The organism is Paenibacillus sp. 23TSA30-6 (assembly GCF_014858585.1).
In the GTDB taxonomy this organism is placed as follows: domain Bacteria; phylum Bacillota; class Bacilli; order Paenibacillales; family Paenibacillaceae; genus Paenibacillus.
Window position 1 is genome coordinate 1 of the sequence record NZ_SLTL01000033.1, and the last position, 23,582, is coordinate 23,582.

The window sequence follows — 23,582 nt, forward strand, 5'->3', positions numbered from 1 at the left end:
CCGAGATTAAAGCCCCGGGCCTGGTCCTCCTGCTTGAACGCATGGATATACGCCTTTTGCTCCGCTTCCTGCATTCCGCGTAAATCCTTGAAGGAAAGGTCGCTATCTTTGTGACGGAACACGATCTGCAATGGCTCCTGATTCTGCCCTGTCTCAAACATATGGAAATTCGTCCGCAGCGCTTCATGACGCTGTGTCAGTAAATCCAGACTCTTATGGAAAACAGCAACATCAAAGCTGCCTTTTTGATCAAACGACGCTTGCTGGAAGTATGCGCCTAACTCCGGCTCCATCAAACTATGGAAGAGCATCCCCTTCTGCATAGGAGAGAGAGCATAAACATTTTCCAGCTCACCCACAGAAGCCGTTTGCTCAGTCAATTGTTCCAGTTGCTGCAACGTCAAGCCCTTGAACAATACATCGCTTGGTGTTAACTCACTCCGCTCTTTAGAAGCGCAATGAACGATCACTTCCTGCAGGCTCGCTTGCAGCAACCGCGCAAAGTTCTCCACATTTTCAGGATGGTATACCTTACTGTCATAGCGAATTTCCAACGTCAGCACGCCCGCTGTAATCATTCCGTTCACATTCAGCGGATGCTCCAAAAGGGTACTGTCGCTCATCGGCTCTCCACCTGTATGTGAAGACAGACTGATATCGCTATTTTCCAAATCCTGATCGAATTGTCCTAAATAGTTGAAGCTAATTTCAGGCTGCAAGGTAGAGGAATGACTTTCATCATCTTGAGACATATATTTCAAAATACCGTAGCCAATGCCCTTATGCGGCACATGACGCAAGTCTTCTTTCACCCGCTTGATTCGCTGTCCCACTTCTACCTTTCCGTCAACATCTAGCAGCACCGGATATTGGCTCGTAAACCAGCCTACTGTACGTGTGATGTCGATATCTGGAATGATCGCTTCCCGGCCATGTCCCTCCAGATTGACCAGCACACGCTCTTGACCGCTCCAGTTATACAATGCTGTGCCGAGTGCGGTTAACAGCAGATCATTGACCTCGGTGTTGTACGCACGGTGCGCTTCCTGAAGCAGCAATCGTGTTTCCTGCTCGCTCCAGGCCACTGTCACAGTCTCACTGTCTCTCAGCAGAGAATGCTGTCCTTCTGCTCTTTCATGATCCTTAGGCAACGATACGAGTTCCGTTTGGGCAAGGTTCTGCCAGTATTGGCGTTCGTCTTCGATGGCCGGACTAATCGCGTATTGAGACAAGCGCTCTGCCCAAGCGGAGAACGAGTCCGTTTTATATGGCAGACGAATCGCTTCTCCCCGAACCGCCTGCTCATATCCGGAGGCAAAATCCTCAAACACAATCCGCCATGAAATCCCGTCTACCACCAAATGATGAACCGCGATCAACAAATGATCTCCATCCGTGCAGCGGAACAGCCCCAGCTTGACCAGTGGTCCCTCGTCCAGACGAATGGAACTTTGGATGCCATTCGCTTTTACTTCAATGGCCACCACCACATCTGCGTAGTCTTTTACGTCCGTCAAATCAACAACGTCCAGGCTATATAGCTTGCCTTCGTTCAAACCGCGATTCCACGCTTCATAGCCCTGTTCGGTCTGACGGAAGACCATACGCAACGCATCATGATGCTCGGTAACCTTGGTCACCGTTTGATGCAATGCGGCTTCATCGAAGCCTTGTGCTCTATACAGCATCACCGACTGATTAAAATAATGCGGCTCTGCTGCTGATTGTCCAAAGAACCATTGCTGAATCGGGGTCAGTTGAACCGCCCCGGATACCGCCCGCTGATCGGCTGTACGACTGACCTTGTGTACATGACCGCTCAGCAGCGATACAGAAGGATATTGGAACAGGTCCTTCATTTCCAGCTTGTAGCCCGCTTGCAGCAAACGGGAAGATACTTGAATCGCCTTGATCGAGTCGCCGCCCAGATCGAAGAAATTGTCCAAAATGCCGACTCTCTTCGCGCCCAGGACCGACTGCCACACCGAAACCAATGTCTGCTCCAGCGCTGTGCGCGGCTCTACATAATCCGCTCCGCTTTGCAAACTTCCCTGCGGTGCTGGCAGTGCTTTGCGGTCAATTTTACCGTTCGGAGTCAACGGCATGTTTTCCAGCTGTACGAAGTACGAAGGCACCATGTAGTTTGGAAGTTCCTCGCCCAGCAAGCCACGTAGCTCACCCACATTCACTTCCCGTTCTGCCACATAGTAGGCGACCAGTTGATTTTGTCCCTGCTCGTCTGCATGTGCCAGCACGATAACCTCTTGCACATCTTCGACTTTCAGCATTTGGGCCTCGACCTCGCCCAGCTCAATCCGGTATCCCCGGATTTTCACTTGATGGTCGATCCGGCCCAGATATTCGATGTTGCCATCCGGCATCCATCTCGCCAAATCACCCGTGCGGTACATCCGTTCATAGCCCGCTTCTCCAGCCGTAAACGGATTTGGTACGAATTTCTCAGCCGTCAGCTCTGGACGATCCAGATATCCGCGTGCCAGACCCGGCCCGGATACACACAGCTCACCCGCTACGCCCACCGGCGCCAGATGTCCATGCGCATCCACCAAGTACACCCGATGATTCGGCACAGGACGTCCGATGGAAATCAGTTGCCCCGCTCTCTCGTCTTCGGACACCGGCCAGATCGACGTCGCTACCGAGTTTTCCGTTGGACCGTAACCGTTATAGTAGGCTACCTGATCCTTCCACTTGTACACCAGCTCTGTCGACGATGCTGATCCGGCAGTGAACAGAATACGCAGGTTCGGCATCCGCTCTGGCTCCAGATATACCGCATAGGTCGGCGGCAAGGCTGCAACAGTAATTTGGTGATCCGCCATGTACTGCTCGAATCGCTCATAGTTCAAAATCGTCTCTGACGTTGGCACATACAATGTGGCTCCGCAGAACAGCGCCTGGAAGATTTCCCAGCAAGCCGCATCAAACGAGTAGCTGGCGAACAGCAACGCATGATCCGACATGCTGATCCGGAGTGTCTGATCAAAATACGTTTTCAGATTGCACAACCCGTGATGCTCCAGCATAACGCCCTTCGGTTGACCCGTGGTTCCTGATGTATAAATCACATAGGCCAAATCGTTCGGACCGGACAACGGCTCCAGATTGGAACCGTCCTCGTGATACACCGCCTGCTCCCCATCCAGCACCAGCACTTTACCGTCAAAAGCCACTTTCTCCACCAAATGACTTTGCGTCAACAGTAGATCCGCTCCTGAGTCGTCCAGCATGTAGCGAATACGCTCCTCTGGATACGTCGGGTCAATTGGCACATATGCGCCCCCGGCTTTCAAAATCCCGAAGATGCCGACGATCATGTCTACCGAACGCTCGGTCATCAGACCGACCAATCGATCTTTCATCACGCCTTGACTGCGCAAGGTACGAGCCAGACGATTAGCACGCTCGTTCAGTTCGCGATAGGTTAACTGCTCTCCTTCGAAGAACAACGCTACCTGCTCCGGTGTCTGTGCCGTTTGCGCCTCGAACAAGCCGTGAATGGTTTGCTCGCTTGGATATTCAGCCGCCGTATTGCCCCAGACGCCCAGAATTTGCTCGCGCTCCTGCTCGCTTAAAATATCCAGCTCTTGCACCCGAATGTCCGGCTTCGCTGTCACTTGCTCCAGCAGTTGCACCAGATGGCCTCGAATTTGCTCTACACTTTCATGTTCAAATGCCAGCGCATTATAGCCAAAGCTCATTTGGATTGTATTCCCCGGCAGTACCACCAAGTTAAAGTCATAGTTGGTCTGCTCGACCGACTCGACTCCCGTAATGCTGAAATTGGACTCCTCACCATCACCCAGCTGCTCCATTTGTTCTTCCATCGGAAAGTTTTCAAATATGAGTATATGGTTGATCAAATCCTGCTTCAGCTCTGACAGCCCCTGAATTTCATACAGCGGGTACGTGTCATAAGTATGAGAAGCAATAGACTGCTCTTGATTTTGCTTCATCAATTCCGAGAATAGAGGGTCCTCACCGCTTCGAATGCGTACAGGTACCGTGTTAATGAACAGGCCAATGATATGCTCCACATTCGGAATATCCGCCGGGCGTCCAGATACGACGCTGCCAAACACCACATCATCCGTGCCATTATATTTTTGAAGCAAAATGCCCCAGACCGTTTGCACCAGCGTATTCATCGTTACCTGATAACGCTTGGCTATTCGCTGAATCCCGGCCGTCAATCGCGTGCCCAAATCAAAGTCAAGACGCTCCGCCTGATACCCTGTTTTGCCCTGCTTTTTAGCCTGCGGCAAACGAGACTGCTCCTCATACCCGTTCAGATAGTCGCTCCAGTAGTTCGACGCTTCCTGACGGTCCTGCTGCTCCAGCCATTCAATATACTGGCTATACGGCGTGACAGGGGCCAGTTCAGGTTGCTTGTGGGCCAGAGTGGCAAAGTAACTCGCAAACACCTCATTCGTCACCAGTGACAAGCACCAGCCATCCATCACAATATGATGGAAACTCCACACAAACCGATATGAATCCTCACCCGTACGTAAAATAGATACACGCATCAAGGCATCCTGCGCCAGATCAAAGCCTCTCTGCTTGTCTTTGCGCGTAAATTCGAGGATGTAATCGTTTTGCTTCTCTTCCTCCACATCCCGCAAGTCCTCTACATACAGCTCACTGCGCTTATTCCGGTACACAACCTGAAGCGGTTCATCCTTCCAGCCGCTGTAGAAATTCGTACGCAGTGCCGTATGCCGCTGCACCAATACATCCAAACTTGCTGCAAATGCAGCAACATTAAAGTTTCCTTGCAGATCAAAGGATGCCTGTTCAAAATAAGCTCCCGATTGCGAATCCATCAGATTGTAGAACAGCATACCCTTCTGCATCGGCGTCAGTGCGTATACATTTTCCAGTTCACCAGTACGTGCAGCCTGCTCCGCAATTTCCCCCAGCTCGCCATTCGTCAGACCCTTGAAAGACACATCACTCGGGGTTAACTCCGGCTGTTCCTGAGCGATGCAATGCGCAATCACCTCTTGCAAAGCGGCTTGAAGCAGTCCCGCCACCCGTTCCAACGTTTCCTTACGATATTGCTTACGGCTGTAAGCGATCGTCAATCGCAGCGTACCCTCCGAGATCATCGCGTTCAAATCCAGCGTGTGTGGCAATGGTGAATTCGCAGCGTCAGTCTCACCCACACCATAGGATGACAGCGTGATTCCGCTATTTTGCAAATCCTGATCCACTTGTCCCAAATAGTTAAAGCTGATTTCCGGTTCTGCTAAAATTGTACGCTCTTCATCTGCTGCGGACGCATGGGACAAGTAACGCCATGTACCATACGTCAGCCCTTTATGCGGAATCCGACGCAATCCTTCCTTCGTTTCTTTAATCCGTTGTGGCAGCGTCAGCCCTGCGCTTGTTTCCAGCAGCACCGGATACAAGCTTGTAAACCAGCCTACCGTACGCGTAATATCCACCTCTGGCAGGATCGCTTCCCGGCCATGTCCCTCCAAGTTCACCAGCACACGTTCTGCACCTGTCCAGCTATGAATCGCCAAGCCGAGCGCGGTCAGCAGCAAATCATTGACCTCCGTGTTATAGGCACGGTGCGCTTGTTTCAAGAGCTGCTGTGTTTCGGCTTCGCTCCACGCTACCGTCAGCACTTCGCCATCTGCATTCAAGGAGCCGTCATAGGAAAAATCCTTAGGTAAAGGTGCAACTCCCTCGGCTTTGGCCTGTTCAAGCTGCTGCCAGTATGCTGCGTCTGATTCGGCCGCCGGGCTGTTTGCATAAGACGACAGCTCGCGTGCCCATGTTTGGAAGGAATCCGTTTTATAAGGCAATCTTACAGGCTCGCCCTTCTGTGCTTGCTCATAGCCTGTGGAGAAATCCTCAAACAGAATCCTCCAGGAGACCGCATCCATCACCAGATGGTGAACCGCCATCAGCAAATGATCGCCATCAGCACCATGGAACAAACCAAGCTTCACCAAAGGTCCTTCGGACAGATTAATGCTGCTTTGAATTTCGGTTGCTTTGGCTTCAAGCACCTCCGCATACGCCGTCACCTCACGGAAATCCGCTGTTTCCAGCGTATACAACAATCCTTCCTCTACCCGGCGCGTCCAAGCTTTATAACCAGATGATTGCTTGCGGAAAACCGTACGCAGAGCATCATGATGCTCCACAATTCGGTCCATCACCCGGCGAACCGCCGTCTCGTCAAAGCCTGCCGCACTGTACAGCATGACCGCCTGATTAAAGTGCTCTGGACGCTCACGCTCCTGGGAAAAGAACCAGTGCTGGATTGGAAGCAATGCGGTTTCCCCACTGACTTCCCCTTGATCCGCGATCCGGCTGACCTCATGAATATGTGGTGCCAGTACCTCTACCGTCGGATATTGGAACAAATCCTTCATTTCCAGCTTGTAGCCTTTTTGGAACACACGGGATGAAATTTGGATCGCCTTGATCGAATCTCCACCCAGATCAAAGAAATTGTCCAAAATACCGACGGTTTTCACGCCCAATACCGACTGCCACACCGTCACTAGTGCCCGTTCTGCCACCGTACGTGGCTCAGCATAGTCCACTCCGCTTTGCAGACTGTCTTCCGGCGCTGGCAGTGCCTTACGGTCGATTTTTCCGTTGGGGCTAAGCGGCATCTGATCCATCTGCACGAAGTACAACGGAACCATATAGCTTGGCAGTTCCTGACCCAGCTCGCTTCTCAGCTCACTTGCAGGAATTTCCTGCTCCGCAACATAGTAAGCTATCATTTGCTTTTGTCCCGCTTCGTCTGCGCGGGCCACCACAACCGCTTCCTGCACATGTGCCACTTTCAACAAGTGCAATTCGACCTCGCCCAATTCAATCCGGTACCCCCGAATTTTTACCTGATGGTCGATCCGTCCGAGATACTCGATGTTTCCGTCCGGTAGCCATTGGGTCAAATCCCCTGTCCGGTACATCCGCTCATAACCCGGCTCACCAGCCGCAAACGGATCGGTCACAAATTTCTCATCTGTCAGTTCAGGCTGATTCAGGTAACCGCGTGCTACACCGACACCACCAATGCACAGCTCGCCCGCTACGCCTACAGGCTGCAACTGCTTCGTGCCTTCCTTCACGATGTACAGACGAATGTTCTGGAGCGGTTTACCGATTGGAATCACTTCATACGATTCCTCTGGATCACAATCGAAGTAGGCTACTTCTACCGTGGCTTCCGTTGGACCGTACATATTGGTTAGTTTCGTCCCGACCCTACCCAGCAGGCCCCGTTGGAAACGCGCCACATGCTGTGGCGGTAACGCCTCACCGCTGGCAAACACATGTCGTAGCGTTTCCAGCTTCGTTTTCACCGCTTCCAGTGGCTGCTGCTCCAGATATTCCAGAAATGCATGCAGCATCGCAGGTACAAAGTGAATCAGACTTACTCCATCACGGGCAATCGTCTCCACAATTTGCTCAGGGCTTTTTTCTCCACCCGGCGACAACAGGCTCAGCTTCGAGCCGATCAGCGACCACATGAACAGCTCCCACACCGATACGTCAAACGTAAAGGCCGTTTTCTGCAAAATCGTATCCGCAACACTCACATCATACTGGTCACGCATCCAGACCAGACGGTTAATGACCGAATGATGTTCGACCATAACTCCCTTCGGTTTCCCCGTGGAACCGGAGGTATAGATGACATAGGCCATATGGTGCGGCCCTGCTAACGGTTCCAGATTCGATCCATTTTTATGGTAAATGCCTTCGCTATCCAGCACCAGCACCTTACCGTCAAAGCTCAGGCTCGTTTGCTCTGCCAGATGCGATTGTGTCAGTACCAGCTGTGCTCCCGAGTCCTCCAGCATATAACGGATGCGCTCCGCAGGATAATCCGGGTCAATCGGTACATAAGCCCCACCTGCTTTGAGAATCGCATAAATGCCCACCATCATCTCCAATGAACGCCGTACGAGAATACCCACGGGTTGTTCCGGTCCGACTCCTTCTGCACGCAACGTCCGCGCCAGACGGTTCGCCCGCTCGTTCAGCTCGCGGTACGTCAACGTCTCCGTTCCAAACAGCAGTGCTACCTGATCCGGGGTCCGCTTCACCTGTTTCTCGAACAGTGCGCTCAGCGTCTGATCGTGCGGATAATCTACCGCCGTATCTCCCCAAACCTTCAGAATTTGGACTTGTTCTTCCGCTGTCACGAGTTCCAACTCATCCACTCGAATGTGCGGATTCTCCGCAATTTGCCCGATGACATGAATCAAATGCCCCTGAATGCGCTCTACCGCAACCCGGTTATACACGCGAGCATTGTAATCCAGCAAAATGGAAATCTCCTCGTCAGGCACCACGATCAGGTTAAAGTCATAGTTTGTTTGCTCGGCAATTGCCACATTAGCAATGGAGAAGCCAGCTTGTGTACCTGTCTCATCGGAACTGCCCACCTGCTCCATCTGCTGCCCGATCGGATAGTTTTCAAAGACCATAATATGATTGATCAGGTCTTGCTTTTGCTCGGTCAGCGCCTGAATATCGTACAGCGGGTACGTGTCATACGCGCCGGAAGCCAAGGCCTTCTCCTGTGTACGTTGCAATATTTCCGCAAACGTGGCATTTCGCTCACTGTAAATACGCACCGGAATCGTATTAATGAACAGTCCGATCATGCTTTCCACACCCGGAATTTCCGCTGGACGACCGGATACAACACTGCCGAACACGATATCCTGATTATTGTTATATTTTTGTAAAATAACGCCCCAGACGCTTTGCATCAGCGTATTAATCGTCACCTGCTGCTGCTTCGCAATCCGGTTCAACGCTTCGCTTCGTTCCTTGCCCAGCACAAAGGAAATCTTTTCCGAAACGTAATCTGAACTTTGATCCTCAGTAGTCTCAGCCGTCACCGTCCCAATGGACTGTGCGTTCGCTCCAGGCACCAGCGTCTGCTGCTCAAAGCCCGCCAAATAGTTGCTCCAGTAGCGGCTCGCTTCCTGTCCGTCCTGCCGTTCCAGCCATTCAATATAATCACTGTACGGCTTGACAGGTTTAAGCACAGGCTGCTTCTGCTCCAGCAAAGCAAAGTACGTGCCAAACACCTCACCCGTCACCAGCGACAGGCACCAGCCGTCCATCACGATATGATGGAAGCTCCACACAAAACGGTACGTACTCTCTCCTGTACGGAAAATAGTCACACGCATCAATGCATCCTTGCTCAGATCAAAGCCTCGTGCCTTGTCTTGAGCTACAAAAGCAGCAACGGCCTCATCACGTTCTCTGGCATCCTCATAACGGAAACCCAGATTTTTGTGGCGATAGACGACCTGCACGGGTTGATCATGCCATCCACTATAGAAATTTGTCCGGAAAATGGCGTGTCGTCCTGCCAGCAGATTCAAACTTTCTTCAAACACAGCTGGCTCAAAGCTGCCTTCCAGATCAAACGTTGCCTGCTCAAAATACACCCCGGATTCGCTATTCATCAGGCTGTGAAACAGCATGCCCTTTTGCATCGGCGTCAGCGGATATACATTTTCCAGCTCCCCGATGGTTCGTGTCTGCTCCACAATCGTATCCAGCTGCTCCACCGTCAAGTTTTTCAGCAACACATCACTTGGCGTCAGTTCTGTCTGGTCTCTAGAAACGCAATGCTCGATAATTTCCAGCAAATTCGCCTTCAGCAGATTAGCCAGCAACTGAATCGTATCTTCACGGAACGCCTTGCCGTTATACCGAATGTCCAGCTCCAGCGCGCCGTCCGTGACGATTCCCCCCACATCCAGGGCATACTTCATTTCCGTCCGGTCGCTAACAGCCGCTCCAATTGGATACGGCGACATGCGGATATCGCTGTTTTGTAAATCCTGATCAAACTGTCCCAAATAGTTAAAACTCACCTGCGGCTCGGGATACATCCCTCTAGCTTGCCCTACACCCGCTTCACTCAGATACCTCCAAATGCCATAGCCGATACCTTTATTCGGAATGTGGCGCAGGTCTTCCTTGACCTGTTTGATACGCCCGGACAGATCAGCCTCTTTGCTGATATCGAGCAGCACCGGATATTGGCTTGTAAACCAACCTATTGTCCGCGAAATATCCGTATCCGCTACAATGTCCTCACGCCCATGCCCTTCCAGATTGATCAAGGTACGTTCTTTGCCCGTCCAGGCATACAGCGTCATCCCCAGAGCGGTCAGTAGCAGATCATTCACTTCCGTGTTATACGCGCGGTGCGCCTGCTTCAAGAGTCGTTCCGTCTCTTCCTCCGTAAGCTTTACGGCAACCGTACCTGTATCCAAAATCGTAAATTCGCCATCATGCTCCTGATCCTCCGGCAACGTGATCTGATCAGACCCGGCGGTTTCGTTTAATGCCTCCCAGTGCGCGCGTTCGCTCTCCATAGCTGGACTACTCGCATAAGCAAACAGTCGTTCAGACCAGGCACGGAAAGAATCGGTTTTATCCGGTAAACGAATCGCTTCTCCGTTCACGGCTTGCTCATAAGCTGTCGCCAGATCCTCAAACAAAATGCGCCACGATACCCCGTCCACCACCAAATGGTGAATCGCGATCAGCAGATGGTCCCCGTCGGCACAGTGGAACAAACCAAGCTTCAGAAGTGGGCCTTCACTCAAATGAATGCTGCTCTGTATCTCGCTGGCTTTGGCCTCAAGGGCTTCACTTAAATCCGTTCCTTCGCCTACATCCTTCCAATCCAGCACTTCCAGATGATACAGCTCACCCTCCTGCATCCCACGGTTCCACGCTTCATAGCTGTGATCGGTTTTACGGAATACCGTCCGCAAAGCATCATGATGCTCTACCAGCTTCGTCAGCGCCTGACGCAGTGCAGATTCGTCAAAGCCTTGCTCCCGCTGGAGCATAACAGCCTGATTGTAATGATGCGCATCCAATTGATCCTGCTCAGCAAACCAGTGTTGGATCGGCGTAAGTGTCACCTTGCCCGTCACTTCTCCCTGCTCGGCAGCTCTGATCCCAGCCGAACGCAGATGTGGAGCCAGCTCTGCCACATTTGGATATTTGAATAAATCCTTCATCTCCAGCTTGTATCCAGCTTGAAGCAGGCGGGAAGATACTTGAATCGCCTTGATCGAATCACCGCCCAGATCAAAGAAATTGTCCAGCAAACCGATTCGTTCCGCGCCCAGCACGGTTTGCCATACCCATGCCAATGCCTGTTCCGCAGGCGTTTGTGGAGCGACATATTCACTTCCGCTCAGAAGATTTCCTTCCGGCGCAGGCAGCGCTTTGCGATCCACCTTCCCGTTGACGGTCAGTGGAATTTGCTCCAATTCCACGAAATAGGAAGGAACCATATATCCTGGTATTTCCTGCGTTAGCAAGCTTCTCAGTTCTCCAACGTTCCATTCCCGATCAGCTGTAAAATAGGCACATAGCACCTTTTGATCGAATTCGTCCTCACGCGCTACTATGACAGCTTCCCGAATCGAATCTATTTTCAACAGCTGTGCCTCAACTTCACCCAACTCAATGCGGTATCCGCGGATTTTGACCTGCTCATCCATCCGGCCCTGATACTCCAGCATGCCGTCTTCGCGCCAACGCACAAGATCGCCTGTACGATATATGCGCTCCCCGGCTGCAAACGGATCAGGGATAAATTTCTCATCCGTCAGCTCAGGGCGGTTTAAGTAGCCACGCGCTACCCCATCCCCGCCGACAACCAGCTCGCCCCAAGCGCCTATCGGCTGGAGGTTTAAGCCATGATCCACAACATAGGCCGTAGAATTACGAATTGGACGACCAATCGGCACCGCTTCGAACTGCTCCCCAGTAATGAGGTGAGTCGTAGAAAAGGTTGTATTTTCCGTCGGGCCATAACCGTTAATGATGTGGAGACCCGGATTCGTCCGCAGCACCCGGTTAATATGCGGCACCGACAGCACATCACCACCAACCAGCAATTCTTTTACACCCTCGAACAATACACTGTCTTGCTGAGAAAGCTGATTGAACAGTGGCGCAGTCAGCCACATCGTCGTAATGCGGTGGGCACGAACAGCCTCCTTAAGCTTCGGTGCATCCAGCAGCACATCCTGATGAACCAGCACCAGTTGTCCACCGTTCAACAACGCACCCCAAATTTCAAACGTAGACGCATCGAACACAATCGCCCCTGTCTGCAAAATCCGGGTCGTTTCGTCCAGCTGCACATAATCCGTATTGCGTACAAGCCGCACCACATTGCGATGCTCGACAATAACGCCCTTCGGCTTACCTGTGGAGCCCGAGGTGTAAATGACATACGCAGCCTGCTCACCCTCACCTGCAAGCTCCAGATTAGAATTTATTTCGTGGGAGGCCCCGATACCCTGTGTATCCGTCTCATTTGAATTAGAGCCTTTCAGTTCAACAATCTTCCCGTCAAAATAGCAACGATCCAGCAAATGCTGCTGTGCCAGCACCAGTTTTGCCCCCGAATCCTCCAGCATGTAACGGATGCGATCCTCTGGATACTCCGGATCTACAGGCACATATGCGCCCCCGGCTTTTAAAATAGCGAGCACTCCGGTAATCATATCCAGCGAGCGTTCTGCCAAAATACCGACCGGCTCATCGGCCTGCACACCTTCAGCACGTAATGCCCAGGCCAGTCGGTTTGCCGCTTCGTTCAGCTCACGATAGGTCAGTGATTCTTTTCCGTTCACAACGGCAATATGATCAGGTATACGTGCCGCCTGCTCCTCAAACAGCTCATGGATCGTCCGATGACGCGGATACACAGAAATCGTATCGTTGTATTCACGGATAATCTGTGCTTTTTCCGCTGCTGTGACCAGTTCCAGCTCTTGAATACGAATGGATGGATTAGCAGCAATTTGTTCCAACAGGCGGGCAAAATGTCCATGCAGCCGCTCAATACCTGCCTGATCAAAGCTCAGCGTGTTATAGGCGAAACGTATTTTGATACCCTCTCCCGGCATGACGATGACGTTGAGATCATAGTTCGTCTGCTCTGTCGCCACCACATTGGAGATCGTGAACGTATCCTGACCGCCGCCTCCTAACTGTTCCACTTGTTGTTCCACCGGATAGTTTTCGAACACCATAATATGATTGATTAAATCCTGCTTTTGCTCCGTCAGCGCCTGAATTTCATACAGCGGGAACGCGTCATAGGCATTGGAAGCCAGCGCCTGGCGCTGTGTTCGTTTCATCAGTTCGGCAAAGGCTTCGCCGTCCACAGACTGAACGCGCACCGGAATCGTATTGATGAACAGCCCAATCATGCGCTCCACACCCGGAATATCGCCCGGACGACCCGATACGACGCTGCCGAACACGACATCCGGACTGTTGTTATATTTTTGTAACAGAACACCCCATACCGTCTGAATCAGCGTGTTAATGGTCACCTGATTTTGCTTCGCCACCCGTTCGATCTGAGCGACCAGCCCCGGCTGGAAGTCACAATCCAGCTCTCCGGCCACATATTCCCCGGCTTGCTGCGATTTCGGCTGTGTTTTTTGTTGCGGAAGCGTAATTTGCTGCTCATAATCCGCCAGATATCCGCTCCAGTATTGCAAAGCCGCCTCACGGTCCTGACGCTCCAGCCATTCAATAAAGCGACTGAACGGCGTGACAGGCTCAAGCTTAGGCTCTTGACCTGCACGAAGCGCCAGATAGCCGCCGAATACCTCCTGTGTCATAAAGGACAAGCACCAGCCATCCATCAAAATGTGATGGAAGCTCCAAATAAAGCGGTACGCTTCATCTCCGGTTTGCAGGATAGACACACGGATTAGCGCATCCTTAGCGAGATGGAATCCTTTGGCTTTATCCGCAAGGGTAAAAGCTTCAACACGAGCTTCACGTTCTTGTTTTTCAAGTACGCGTAGATCCTCGTAGTACAATTCTCCGCTGCGGTTGCGGAAGACAACCTGCACAGGCTCATCTTTCCACGAACTGATAAAGTTCGTCCGTAGCGCCTCATGACGTTGTACGAGCAGATCAAAGCTTTTGCCGAAAGCGACCACATCAAAACGTCCGTTCAACTCAAAGGTTGCCTGCTCAAAATAAGCCGCCGAATCCTCATCCATCAGACTGTAGAAGAGCATACCCTTTTGCATCGGCGTTAAGGCATACACATTTTCCAGCTCACCCATATCTCGCGTATCTTCCACCAATTGCTCCAGCTCATCCAGCGTTACGTTGTTTAACAGGACATCACTTGGTGTCAATACCGTTCTTTCTTGGGCGACACAATGGCTAATCACCTCACGCAAGCCGGATGCCAGCAGCTCTCCAAGCCGTGCAATCGTTTCGTGACGGAATTGCGTTGTGCCGTAGCGAATAGTGAAGATCAGCTCGCCTTCCTCGATCACTCCATTGATATCCAGCGCAAAATCCATAGCCGCGTTTGTGCTGACAGGCACACCCATAGAATAGGAGGAAGGCTCCAGATCGTTGCCTTTATAATCCTGATCAAACTGGCCCAGATAGTTAAAGTTGATTTCTGGGGTCAACTGGAGCTGTACGCCTGCTTGCGCAAAAGCCTCAGCATTTGACAGGTATCGCAAAATACCATAGCCAATGCCTTTTTGCGGAATATGGTGCAGCCCTTCCTTCACCCGTTTGATCAAACGGGCGATATTCCCGCCTTGTCCCAGGCTTCCATCCAGTACAACCGGGAATTGACTCGTAAACCAACCAACCGTGCGCGTAATATCCACATCAGATAAAATGGATTCCCGTCCATGACCCTCCAGGTTGACCAGCACTCGTTCAGAACCGGACCAGTCATATACGGCTTTGCCGAGTGCAGCCAGCAACAGGTCATTCATTTCCGTGTTATACGCGCGGTGAGCCTGCTTGAGTAACAGATCAGTTTCCTGCTTCGTCCAGCGGACAGTGACAACTTCACTGTCTCCAAGCAGGGCATTGTCATTCGCAAAATCCTTCGGCAACGGCTTCGCCAGGCTTGCTTCTGCTTGTTCGACATGCTGCCAGTAAGCAAGCTCCCGCTCCACCGTCGCACTGTTCGCATAGGCTGACAGATGCTCAGCCCATGTCTGGAACGAATCTGTTTTCAGCGGCAGTCGAATGGCTTTGCCCGTTTTACCTGCAACTGCCTGCTCATAACCGGATGCCAAATCCTCCAGCAAAATACGCCACGATACGCCGTCCACAACCAAATGATGAATGACAATTAACAAATGGTCGCCTTGGGCGCATTGGAACAGACCGAGCTTCACAAGCGGACCCTCGTTCAAGTCAATGCTGGCTTGAATTTCACTCGCCTTGGCTTCCACAGCGGTAGATTCGTCTTCAATTCCGCTAAAATCTACGATTTCCAGCGTGTATAGCTCGCGTTCTTCCACACTGTGGTTCCAAGCGGTGTAGCCATGCTCCGTCTCGCGGAATACAGTACGCAATGCGTCATGATGTTGGACCATGCGTTCCATTGTATGGCGCAACGCATCTACGTCAAAGCGCCCGGCTCGATACAGCATCATCGCCTGGTTGCTGTGATGCAGGTCAACCGGCTGCTGCTCAAAGAACCACCGTTGAATTGGTGTCAGCTCTACCTCACCGGCTACCTCTTCCTGACTGGCGATTTTGCCATCTGTGCGAAGCAAAGGACTAAGGGACGCTACCGTCGGATTGCTGAACAGGTCTTTCATGTTCAGTCGATAGCCTGCTTGCAGCAATCGGGACGATACCTGCAAGGCCTTGATCGAATCGCCGCCCAGCTCGAAGAAGTTATCCTGCGTACCTACCGTTTCCACGCCCAGCACCCCGGCCCATACCGAAGCCAATACCTGCTCTACCGTGGTACGCGGTGCCACATAGGCTGCACCTGTATGAATACTGCCTTCTGGCTCCGGCAAGGCCTTGCGGTCGATTTTTCCGTTGCTCGTCAGCGGCACCGTCTCCAGTCGCATCAAGCGTGCAGGTACCATGTGCGCTGGCAGCCCTGCTTCCAGCTGGGCCTGTACCTCCTCGATCCGCAGCTCGGATTCTCCGGTGATGTACCCGCACAAATACTTGTGCCCACGCTCATCTGTCCGGTCGATCACGACCGCTTGACGCACACCCGGCACCCGCTGGATCACGGTTTCGATTTCGCCCAGCTCGATCCGATATCCCCGGATTTTGACCTGATAGTCCATCCGGCCGATAAAGTCCACATTCCCATCCGGCATCCACCGCGCCAAGTCGCCTGTGCGATACAGTCGTTCACCCGGCACGTACGGGTTCGCCACGAATTTCTCCGCCGTCAGGTCGGCACGGTTCAGGTACCCTCTGGCCACCCCGGCTCCGCCAATGCATAGCTCGCCCAGTACACCGATAGGCACCGGATTCAGCTGGCTGTCCACGATATAAAAGCGGGCGTTCAGCCACGCCTGACCAATCGGCACACTACCGCTGCTTGGCAGCTTCGATAGCTCTTCGTCATAGAAGCTGGAGTCAATCGCCGCTTCCGTTACGCCGTAGCTGTTAATAATCCGAGTATCTGCGCCAAATCGTTCTTGCAGCACCCGGTAATCCGTCACGCTGCAGCTATCTGAGCTGGTGATCAGCAGTTCCAGACTGCTCATGTCCAGCCCCTGTTCATGCACATGCTGCATGAACGGTACGATCAGGGCTGGTGTCGATTCGAACACCGTAACCTGATAATCGCGAATCCAGCCATACAGACGGCCTGGATCAATCCGGTCGTCTTTCGGGCAGATGACCATCGTTCCGCCGTTATAGAGCGCACGGGCGATATCGCCGACGAATACGTCGAAGGAGAAGCTCGCCAGCTGCAACAACCGTACCGGGAACTGGTTCAGACGGTAATCCCGGCGATATGCCGCAGCCGTATTCACCAAGCTGCGATGCTCGATCATGACTCCCTTCGGACGTCCCGTTGTTCCGGAGGTGTAGATCACATACGCCAGATCCTGCGGCTCATTGATATGTTCGACATCGGCAATATCCCCGGTGTACAGCGACTCATCGTCCAACGCCAGTACAGTTTGCAAACGCAGTCCTGTTGCTGGTTCGGATGTTGCTTCACTGTCAGATGGCGAATTTAATGTTAAACTCAGGCCTCCATGGAGGGTATCTGATTCCACCGTCTCAGCGCTAACCGCCGTTTCCAGTTGGCCCTCAGACTTCCCTCCGGCCAAGGCCCATGGGCTTTCCTCGAGCCATACCTGCGCACGCTCCTGCAAGCCTGTTTGAGTCAGCAGCACCGTCGCACCGCTGTCCTCCAGCATAAAGCGGATACGCTCTGACGGATAATCGGCATCCAACGGCACATACGCGCCACCAGCCTTCCATACCGCCAGCACACCGACCAGCATGTCCACCGAACGTTCGCTCAAGATGCCGACAATCGATTCGCGCCCGATGCCTTCATTCCGTAATCTACGGGCCAGCTGGTTCGCACGCTCGTTCAGTTCACGGTACGTAAGCTGATTCTCCTCGTACACAACCGCCATGTGATCCGGTACAAGCTGCGCCTGTTCTTCCACATAGGCGTGGAACAACAATTCTACTTCCTTCGCATCACTCCACGCAGACACGCCAACTGAACCAAAACCGTCAATGATCTTCGCTTTTTCCTCAGCAGTCACCAGCTCAAGTTCATCTACCAGCGCATTCGGTCTGTTAATCGCCTCCTCTACGATATGCAGCAAATGCTCGCGGATTTGCTCAATAGCTGCGCGTTCAAACACCAGCGCGTTGTATTCCAAATGAACACCGATTTCATCACCCGGCACAATTGTAATGTTAAAATCATAGTTCGTTTGCTCCGACACGGAAGCATTCGCAATCGTAAAGCCGTTCGTGTCACGGTTGCCCATTTGCTCCATGCTCTGTTCCACCGGATAGTTTTCAAACACCATAATATGGTTTACCAAATCCTGCTTCTGCTCTGTCAGGGCCTGAATTTCATACAACGGATAGGTTTCATAGGCACGGGAAACAAGCGCCTGCTCCTGTGTCTGCTTCATCAGCCCAGCGAACGTAACATCTTCCTCGCTATGAATCCGTACAGGAACCGTATTAATGAACAAACCGATCATTTTATCGATGCCTGGAATATCCGCCGATCTACCGGATACAACACTACCAAATACAACGTCCCGACTATTGTTATACCGTTGCAGCACAACGCCCCATGCTGCTTGCAACAGCGTATTGACCGTCACTTGCTGCTGCTTGACTAGTTGGTTCATCCGTTCCGTCACTTCACGGCTCAGTGTAAACGAAAGCTTGTCAGCCTCATATCCCTTAGCGTGACCGTCCAGTTGTTTTGCCTGCGGCAATACTGTCTGCTGCTCGAAGCCAGCAAAATAGTCACTCCAGAACCGTTCTGATTCCGTGTTGTCACTCCGTTCCAGCCATTCAATATATTCGCTGTATGGCGTTACTGGTGCAAGCTCCGGCTTCCGGCCTTCAAGCAGGGCAAAATACGTATTGAAGGCTTCCCCGACAACCAGGAACAAGCACCAGCCGTCCATCAAAATATGGTGGAAGCTCCACACAAAACGGTACGATTCCTCGCCTGTACGTAATATAGATACTCTCATCAGCTCGCCTGAGCTGAAATGAAACCCTTCCGCTTTATCTAGCTCAGTAAAATCAGCAATGTACGCGTCCAGTTCTCCTTGCTCCATCGAGCGCACGTCTTCAAATCGGAATCCGGCAGCTTTATGACGGTACACCACCTGTAAAGGCTGCTCATTCCAGCCGCTATAAAAATTCGTTCTGAAAATTTGATGGCGATTCACCAGCAGATTCAGGCTCTCGGCAAAAGTGTCCACTTGAAAGCTGCCCTGCAGATCAAATGTTGCCTGCTCAAAATACGCCCCGGATTGCGGCTCCATCAAGCCGTGGAACAAGATCCCCTTTTGCATCGGCGTTAGCGAATAAATATTTTCCAGCTCTCCCACAGCAGCGGTTTGCTCCACAATATGCTCCAGCTCTCCAGCCGTCAGTCCTTGGAAGGACAGATCGCTTGGTGTCAACTCTGGCAGATCTTTGTCCACGCAATGAGCTAATACCTGGCGCAAGCTTTCCTGAAGCAAATCAGCTAGTCTTTTGATTGATTTTTTCATGAACGTTTTGCCGCTGTAGCTGATCATCAGCTCCAGCGCACCGTCCGTGATCATGCCGTTGATATCAAGGGCATACCGCTTGGTCAACGTGTCACTAATGGAAGCCCCGAGGGAATAAGGAGACATACGGAATGCATTATTTTTCAAATCCTGATCAAATTGTCCGAGATAGTTAAAGCTAATTTCCGGCTCGGCGACAAAAGCTGCCTCCCCTTCTTCAGCAGCAGAAAGATATCTCAAAATCCCGTATCCAATTCCTTTATGCGGCAAACGGCGCAGCCCTTCCTTGACGTTCTTGACACGTCGTCCCACATTCCGATCCTCGCCCATATCCAGCACAACTGGGAATTGGCTGGTAAACCAACCGACCGTACGTGTAATATCCACGTCTGGCAAAATAGCTTCCCGTCCATGACCCTCCAGATTCACAAGCACCTGACTGATGCCTGCCCACTCGTGAACCGCGGTTCCCAGAGCCGTCAGCAATAGATCGTTCGCTTCCGTATTATAGGCACGGTGTGCCTGCTTCAAAAATTGTTCTGTTTCTTCAACTGTCCACGCTACCGTGAGTGTGCGGTCATCGCGGAGACGAGGCTTGGCCTCGGATTTGCGAGTGTAATCCTTGGGCAAAGCTGCTTGAGTAGCACCAGCTTGCTCCAGCTCTTGCCAGTACGCACGTTCCTTCTGCAATGCTGTGCTGTTCGCATAAGCTGACAGCTGATCAGCCCACAGGCGGAAGGAATCCGTCTTATTCGGCAAACGGACAGACTCGCCCTGTAAAGCCTGCTCATATCCAGTTGCCAAATCCTCCAGCAAAATACGCCAAGACACACCATCCACCACAAAATGGTGGATCGCCACCAGCAAATGATCTCCATCCGGGCAACGGAACAGACCGAGCTTTACCAAAGGACCTTTATTCAGACGAATACTGCTTTGAATTTCGCTGGCTTTGTTCTCCAGCAAATGAGCAAAATCAGGCTCATTTGTAAAATCCACCACTTCGAGACTGTACAGTTCTCCTTCTTGTACGCCACGGTTCCATGCTTCATATCCACCGTCTGCATTCTGACAGAATACGATACGCAAAGCGTCATGATGCTCGACAATGCGTTGCAGTGCCTGACGAAGCGCCGTTTCGTCCAAACGATCCTCACGGTGCAGCATTAAAGCCTGATTATAGTGTTCAGGCTTGGACGGCTGCTGCTCAATGAACCAGTGTTGAATCGGTGTCAACGCCACTGTTCCACTGACTTCTCCTTGATCGGAAACGCGGCTCACCCGCTGCACCCGTCCATTCAGCTCAGCAATCGTCGGATACTGGAACAGCTCCCTCATTTCCAGTTTGTAACCATTTTGCAGCAGTCTTGAAGACACCTGGATGGCCTTAATCGAGTCGCCCCCCAGATGGAAAAAATTATCTAGTACGCCAATGTGCTCGATACCCAGTACAGATTGCCATACCGATACCAACGTCCGCTCCACATCAGTTCGCGCTGCTACGTAATCCTCACCGGAATCCACGCTTCCCTCCGGTTGCGGCAACGCTCGACGATCCACCTTGCCATTCGGTGTCAACGGCAATTGCTCCAGCTGCACGAAATACGACGGCACCATGTAGCCCGGCAATTCTTGGCTCAAGGCGCTTCGCAGCTCGTTTGCCGCAATATCCGCATGGGTCACCACATAAGCGCAGAGCTGCTTTTGACCCTGCTCATCCTCACGTGCAGTGACGACGGCTTCACGCACCGCTTCCAGCTTCAACAGCTGCGCTTCCACCTCGCCCAGCTCAATCCGGTAGCCCCGGATTTTCACCTGCGCGTCAATTCGTCCTTTGTACTCCAGCGTTCCGTCTTCACGCCAGCGTACCAGGTCGCCCGTACGGTAGCAGCGTTCTCCACTACGGAACGGGCTGTCTACGAATTTCTCGGCCGTTAGATCCGGACGGTTCCGGTATCCACGTGCCACCCCGTCGCCGCCGACGATCAGCTCACCCCATGCCCCGACTGGCTGAAGCTGCATGGAACGGTCCACGACATACGCCGTCGAGTTATGGATCGGACGCCCAATCGGCACCGCTTCCAATTGCACGCTGGCAATCGCATGAGTTGTAGAAAAAGTTGTATTTTCCGTCGGGCCATAGCCGTTGATAATCCGCAGGGACGGATGAGCCTCCAGTACCCGGTTAATGTGCGGTACGGACAGCACATCACCACCGACGAGCAACTCTTGTACCCCCTCGAACAGTTCCAGATCCTGCTGGGAAAGCTGGTTAAAGAGCGGTGCAGTCAGCCACATCGTTGTAATACCGTGGCTGCGTACGGCTTCTTTAAGCTTCGGCGCGTCCAAAATGACATCCTGACTCACCAGCACTAGCTGTCCGCCATTCAGCAGCGCACCCCAAATTTCAAAGGTGGACGCGTCAAAGACAACAGCCCCGGTCTGCAAAATGCGCGTGTCAGCATCCAATTGTGCATAGTTTGTATTCTTCACCAGACGCACAACATTGCGATGCTCTACCATAACCCCCTTGGGCTGTCCGGTCGTGCCCGAAGTGTACATAAGATAGGCCAGTCGATCCCCAAATTTACCCGCTTGTGAAACCTCATTTTTCAGATTTGTATAAAGGGTATAATCCGCATGATAAGCCTCGTTTTGCTCCCATTGTACGGTATTTAAGCCTTGGTCATCCTCTGCCCCGTATACAGTAGCATCGCTCAGATCCAGCACAATTCCGCTGTAGTCATCTGGCTTCTGCTCCGCATGCTGCACCAGCAGTAGCTTCGCACCTGAATCCTCCAGCAGGTAGCGTACACGCTCTGCCGGATAATCCGGGTCAATCGGCACATATGCGCCGCCCGCCTTGAGGATTGCCAACATGCCGACGATCATATCTGTGGAACGCTCAGCGACGATTCCTACGGTTCGTTCAACAGTAACACCGTAACCGCGCAGCGTGTGAGCCAGTCTGTTGGCCTGTTCATTCAGTTGCCCATAGGTTAGACGACGGTTTCCAAACACAACCGCAGTCTGATCCGGCATACGCTCTGCCTGTTGCTCGAACAGTTCATGAATCCCTGCATCGTGTGGATATGGCACTGCTGTAGCATTGAATACATCCACAATTTGCGCCCGTTCCTCGTCACTAATCAGTGACAACTCCTGTATCCGCTTCTGTGGACCTTTCACCATATGCTCCGCCACACTCAAGAATTGTCGGATAATTCGGGCGATCTCCTGCTCGCTGAACAACTCGGTCCGATAATCCAGTTGCAATACAAGTTTATCGTCATCCAGCATGTCTATCATGGCAATATCGAAGTCACTCACCGTATCTCCACAGAAATCGGTATGCACTTGCTGAACGGCTTCATCAAAACGGGAGAAGCTCAGCGTACGGTACTGAATGGTAACGCCAAACAGGCGGCGAATATCCGTACCGCTTTGCTGTTCACGCAAATCCTGAATAATTTTGTTGTACGGGTAACGCTGATGCCGCAAAATGGACGACTGCTCCTTGCCCACACCTTGCAGGAAGGTCAGCAGCTCGGATTCCGGCTCAACCAGCAGGCGCGTAGCCACGGTGCTGACGAACATGCCAATCGTATCCTTCTCCTTCTTCGACGTACGGTTAGCGTACAGGGTACCTACGGTTAAATCCTGTTCCCCCGTCACTTTATGTAAATAAATATATAGGGCGGCCAAGAAGAATGTAAAAATACTGATTTTATGCTCCTCGCAAAAAATCGTGACACCACGATACAGTTCATGCTCCAGTGTATAGCTCTCCCGGCGTGCAGCTGTGCTCAGCGTTAGCGGATTGTATGATTTTAAACCTGTCGTCTCTGGCAAATCGGCAAACTTTTCCGTCCAATATGTCTTGTCCTTCTGGTAACGGTCAGATTGCTCATAGCTTTGCTCCACCTGAATGAAATCCAGATATGGATTCGCTTTGGTCGGTGTAGCTAGACCCGTACCATGGACAATATCCATGTAATGCGTGGTAATTTCATTAATGGCCTGATTCATGGATACACCATCTGAAATAATATGGTGCATTGTGAAATTGTACCAGGTTTCTTCTGCCCCCAGCTGCAAAATAACAAATTGGTACAGCTGAGAATCCAGCAATAAAAAGGGCTGTGAATTAAGACGGTTTACTAATAGTTCAGCTTCCCCCGGGGTAACCTGGAGCGTTTCTATGCTTTGAGCGGCAAATGGCTCTACATATTGATATGGAATACCGTCCTCAGCAGTGATTTTGATACGAAAAGAATCGTTTTGCGCAATGACCTGGTTCATCGCCTGCTGCAATGCATCTATACGAACAGTTCCCTTGATTTTAACAGTTGCAATAAGCGTGGACGTGTTGCAATTGGGATACAAAAGCTCCGTATACCAAATACGTTGCTGTGGCTGGCTTAATGCAAACAATTGAATATCGTGCTGAGTCATATGTCTCTCTCCTCGCAAAAT

At 51.9% G+C, this 23,582-nt stretch carries 1 protein-coding gene; it reads right to left on the reverse strand.

The features are described from left to right. Positions 1-23,561 (reverse strand): non-ribosomal peptide synthase/polyketide synthase (locus tag E0698_RS22585; protein ID WP_192512958.1); only part of this gene is annotated, 23,561 nt, incomplete at its 3' end. Positions 23,562-23,582: the final 21 nt, after the last annotated feature.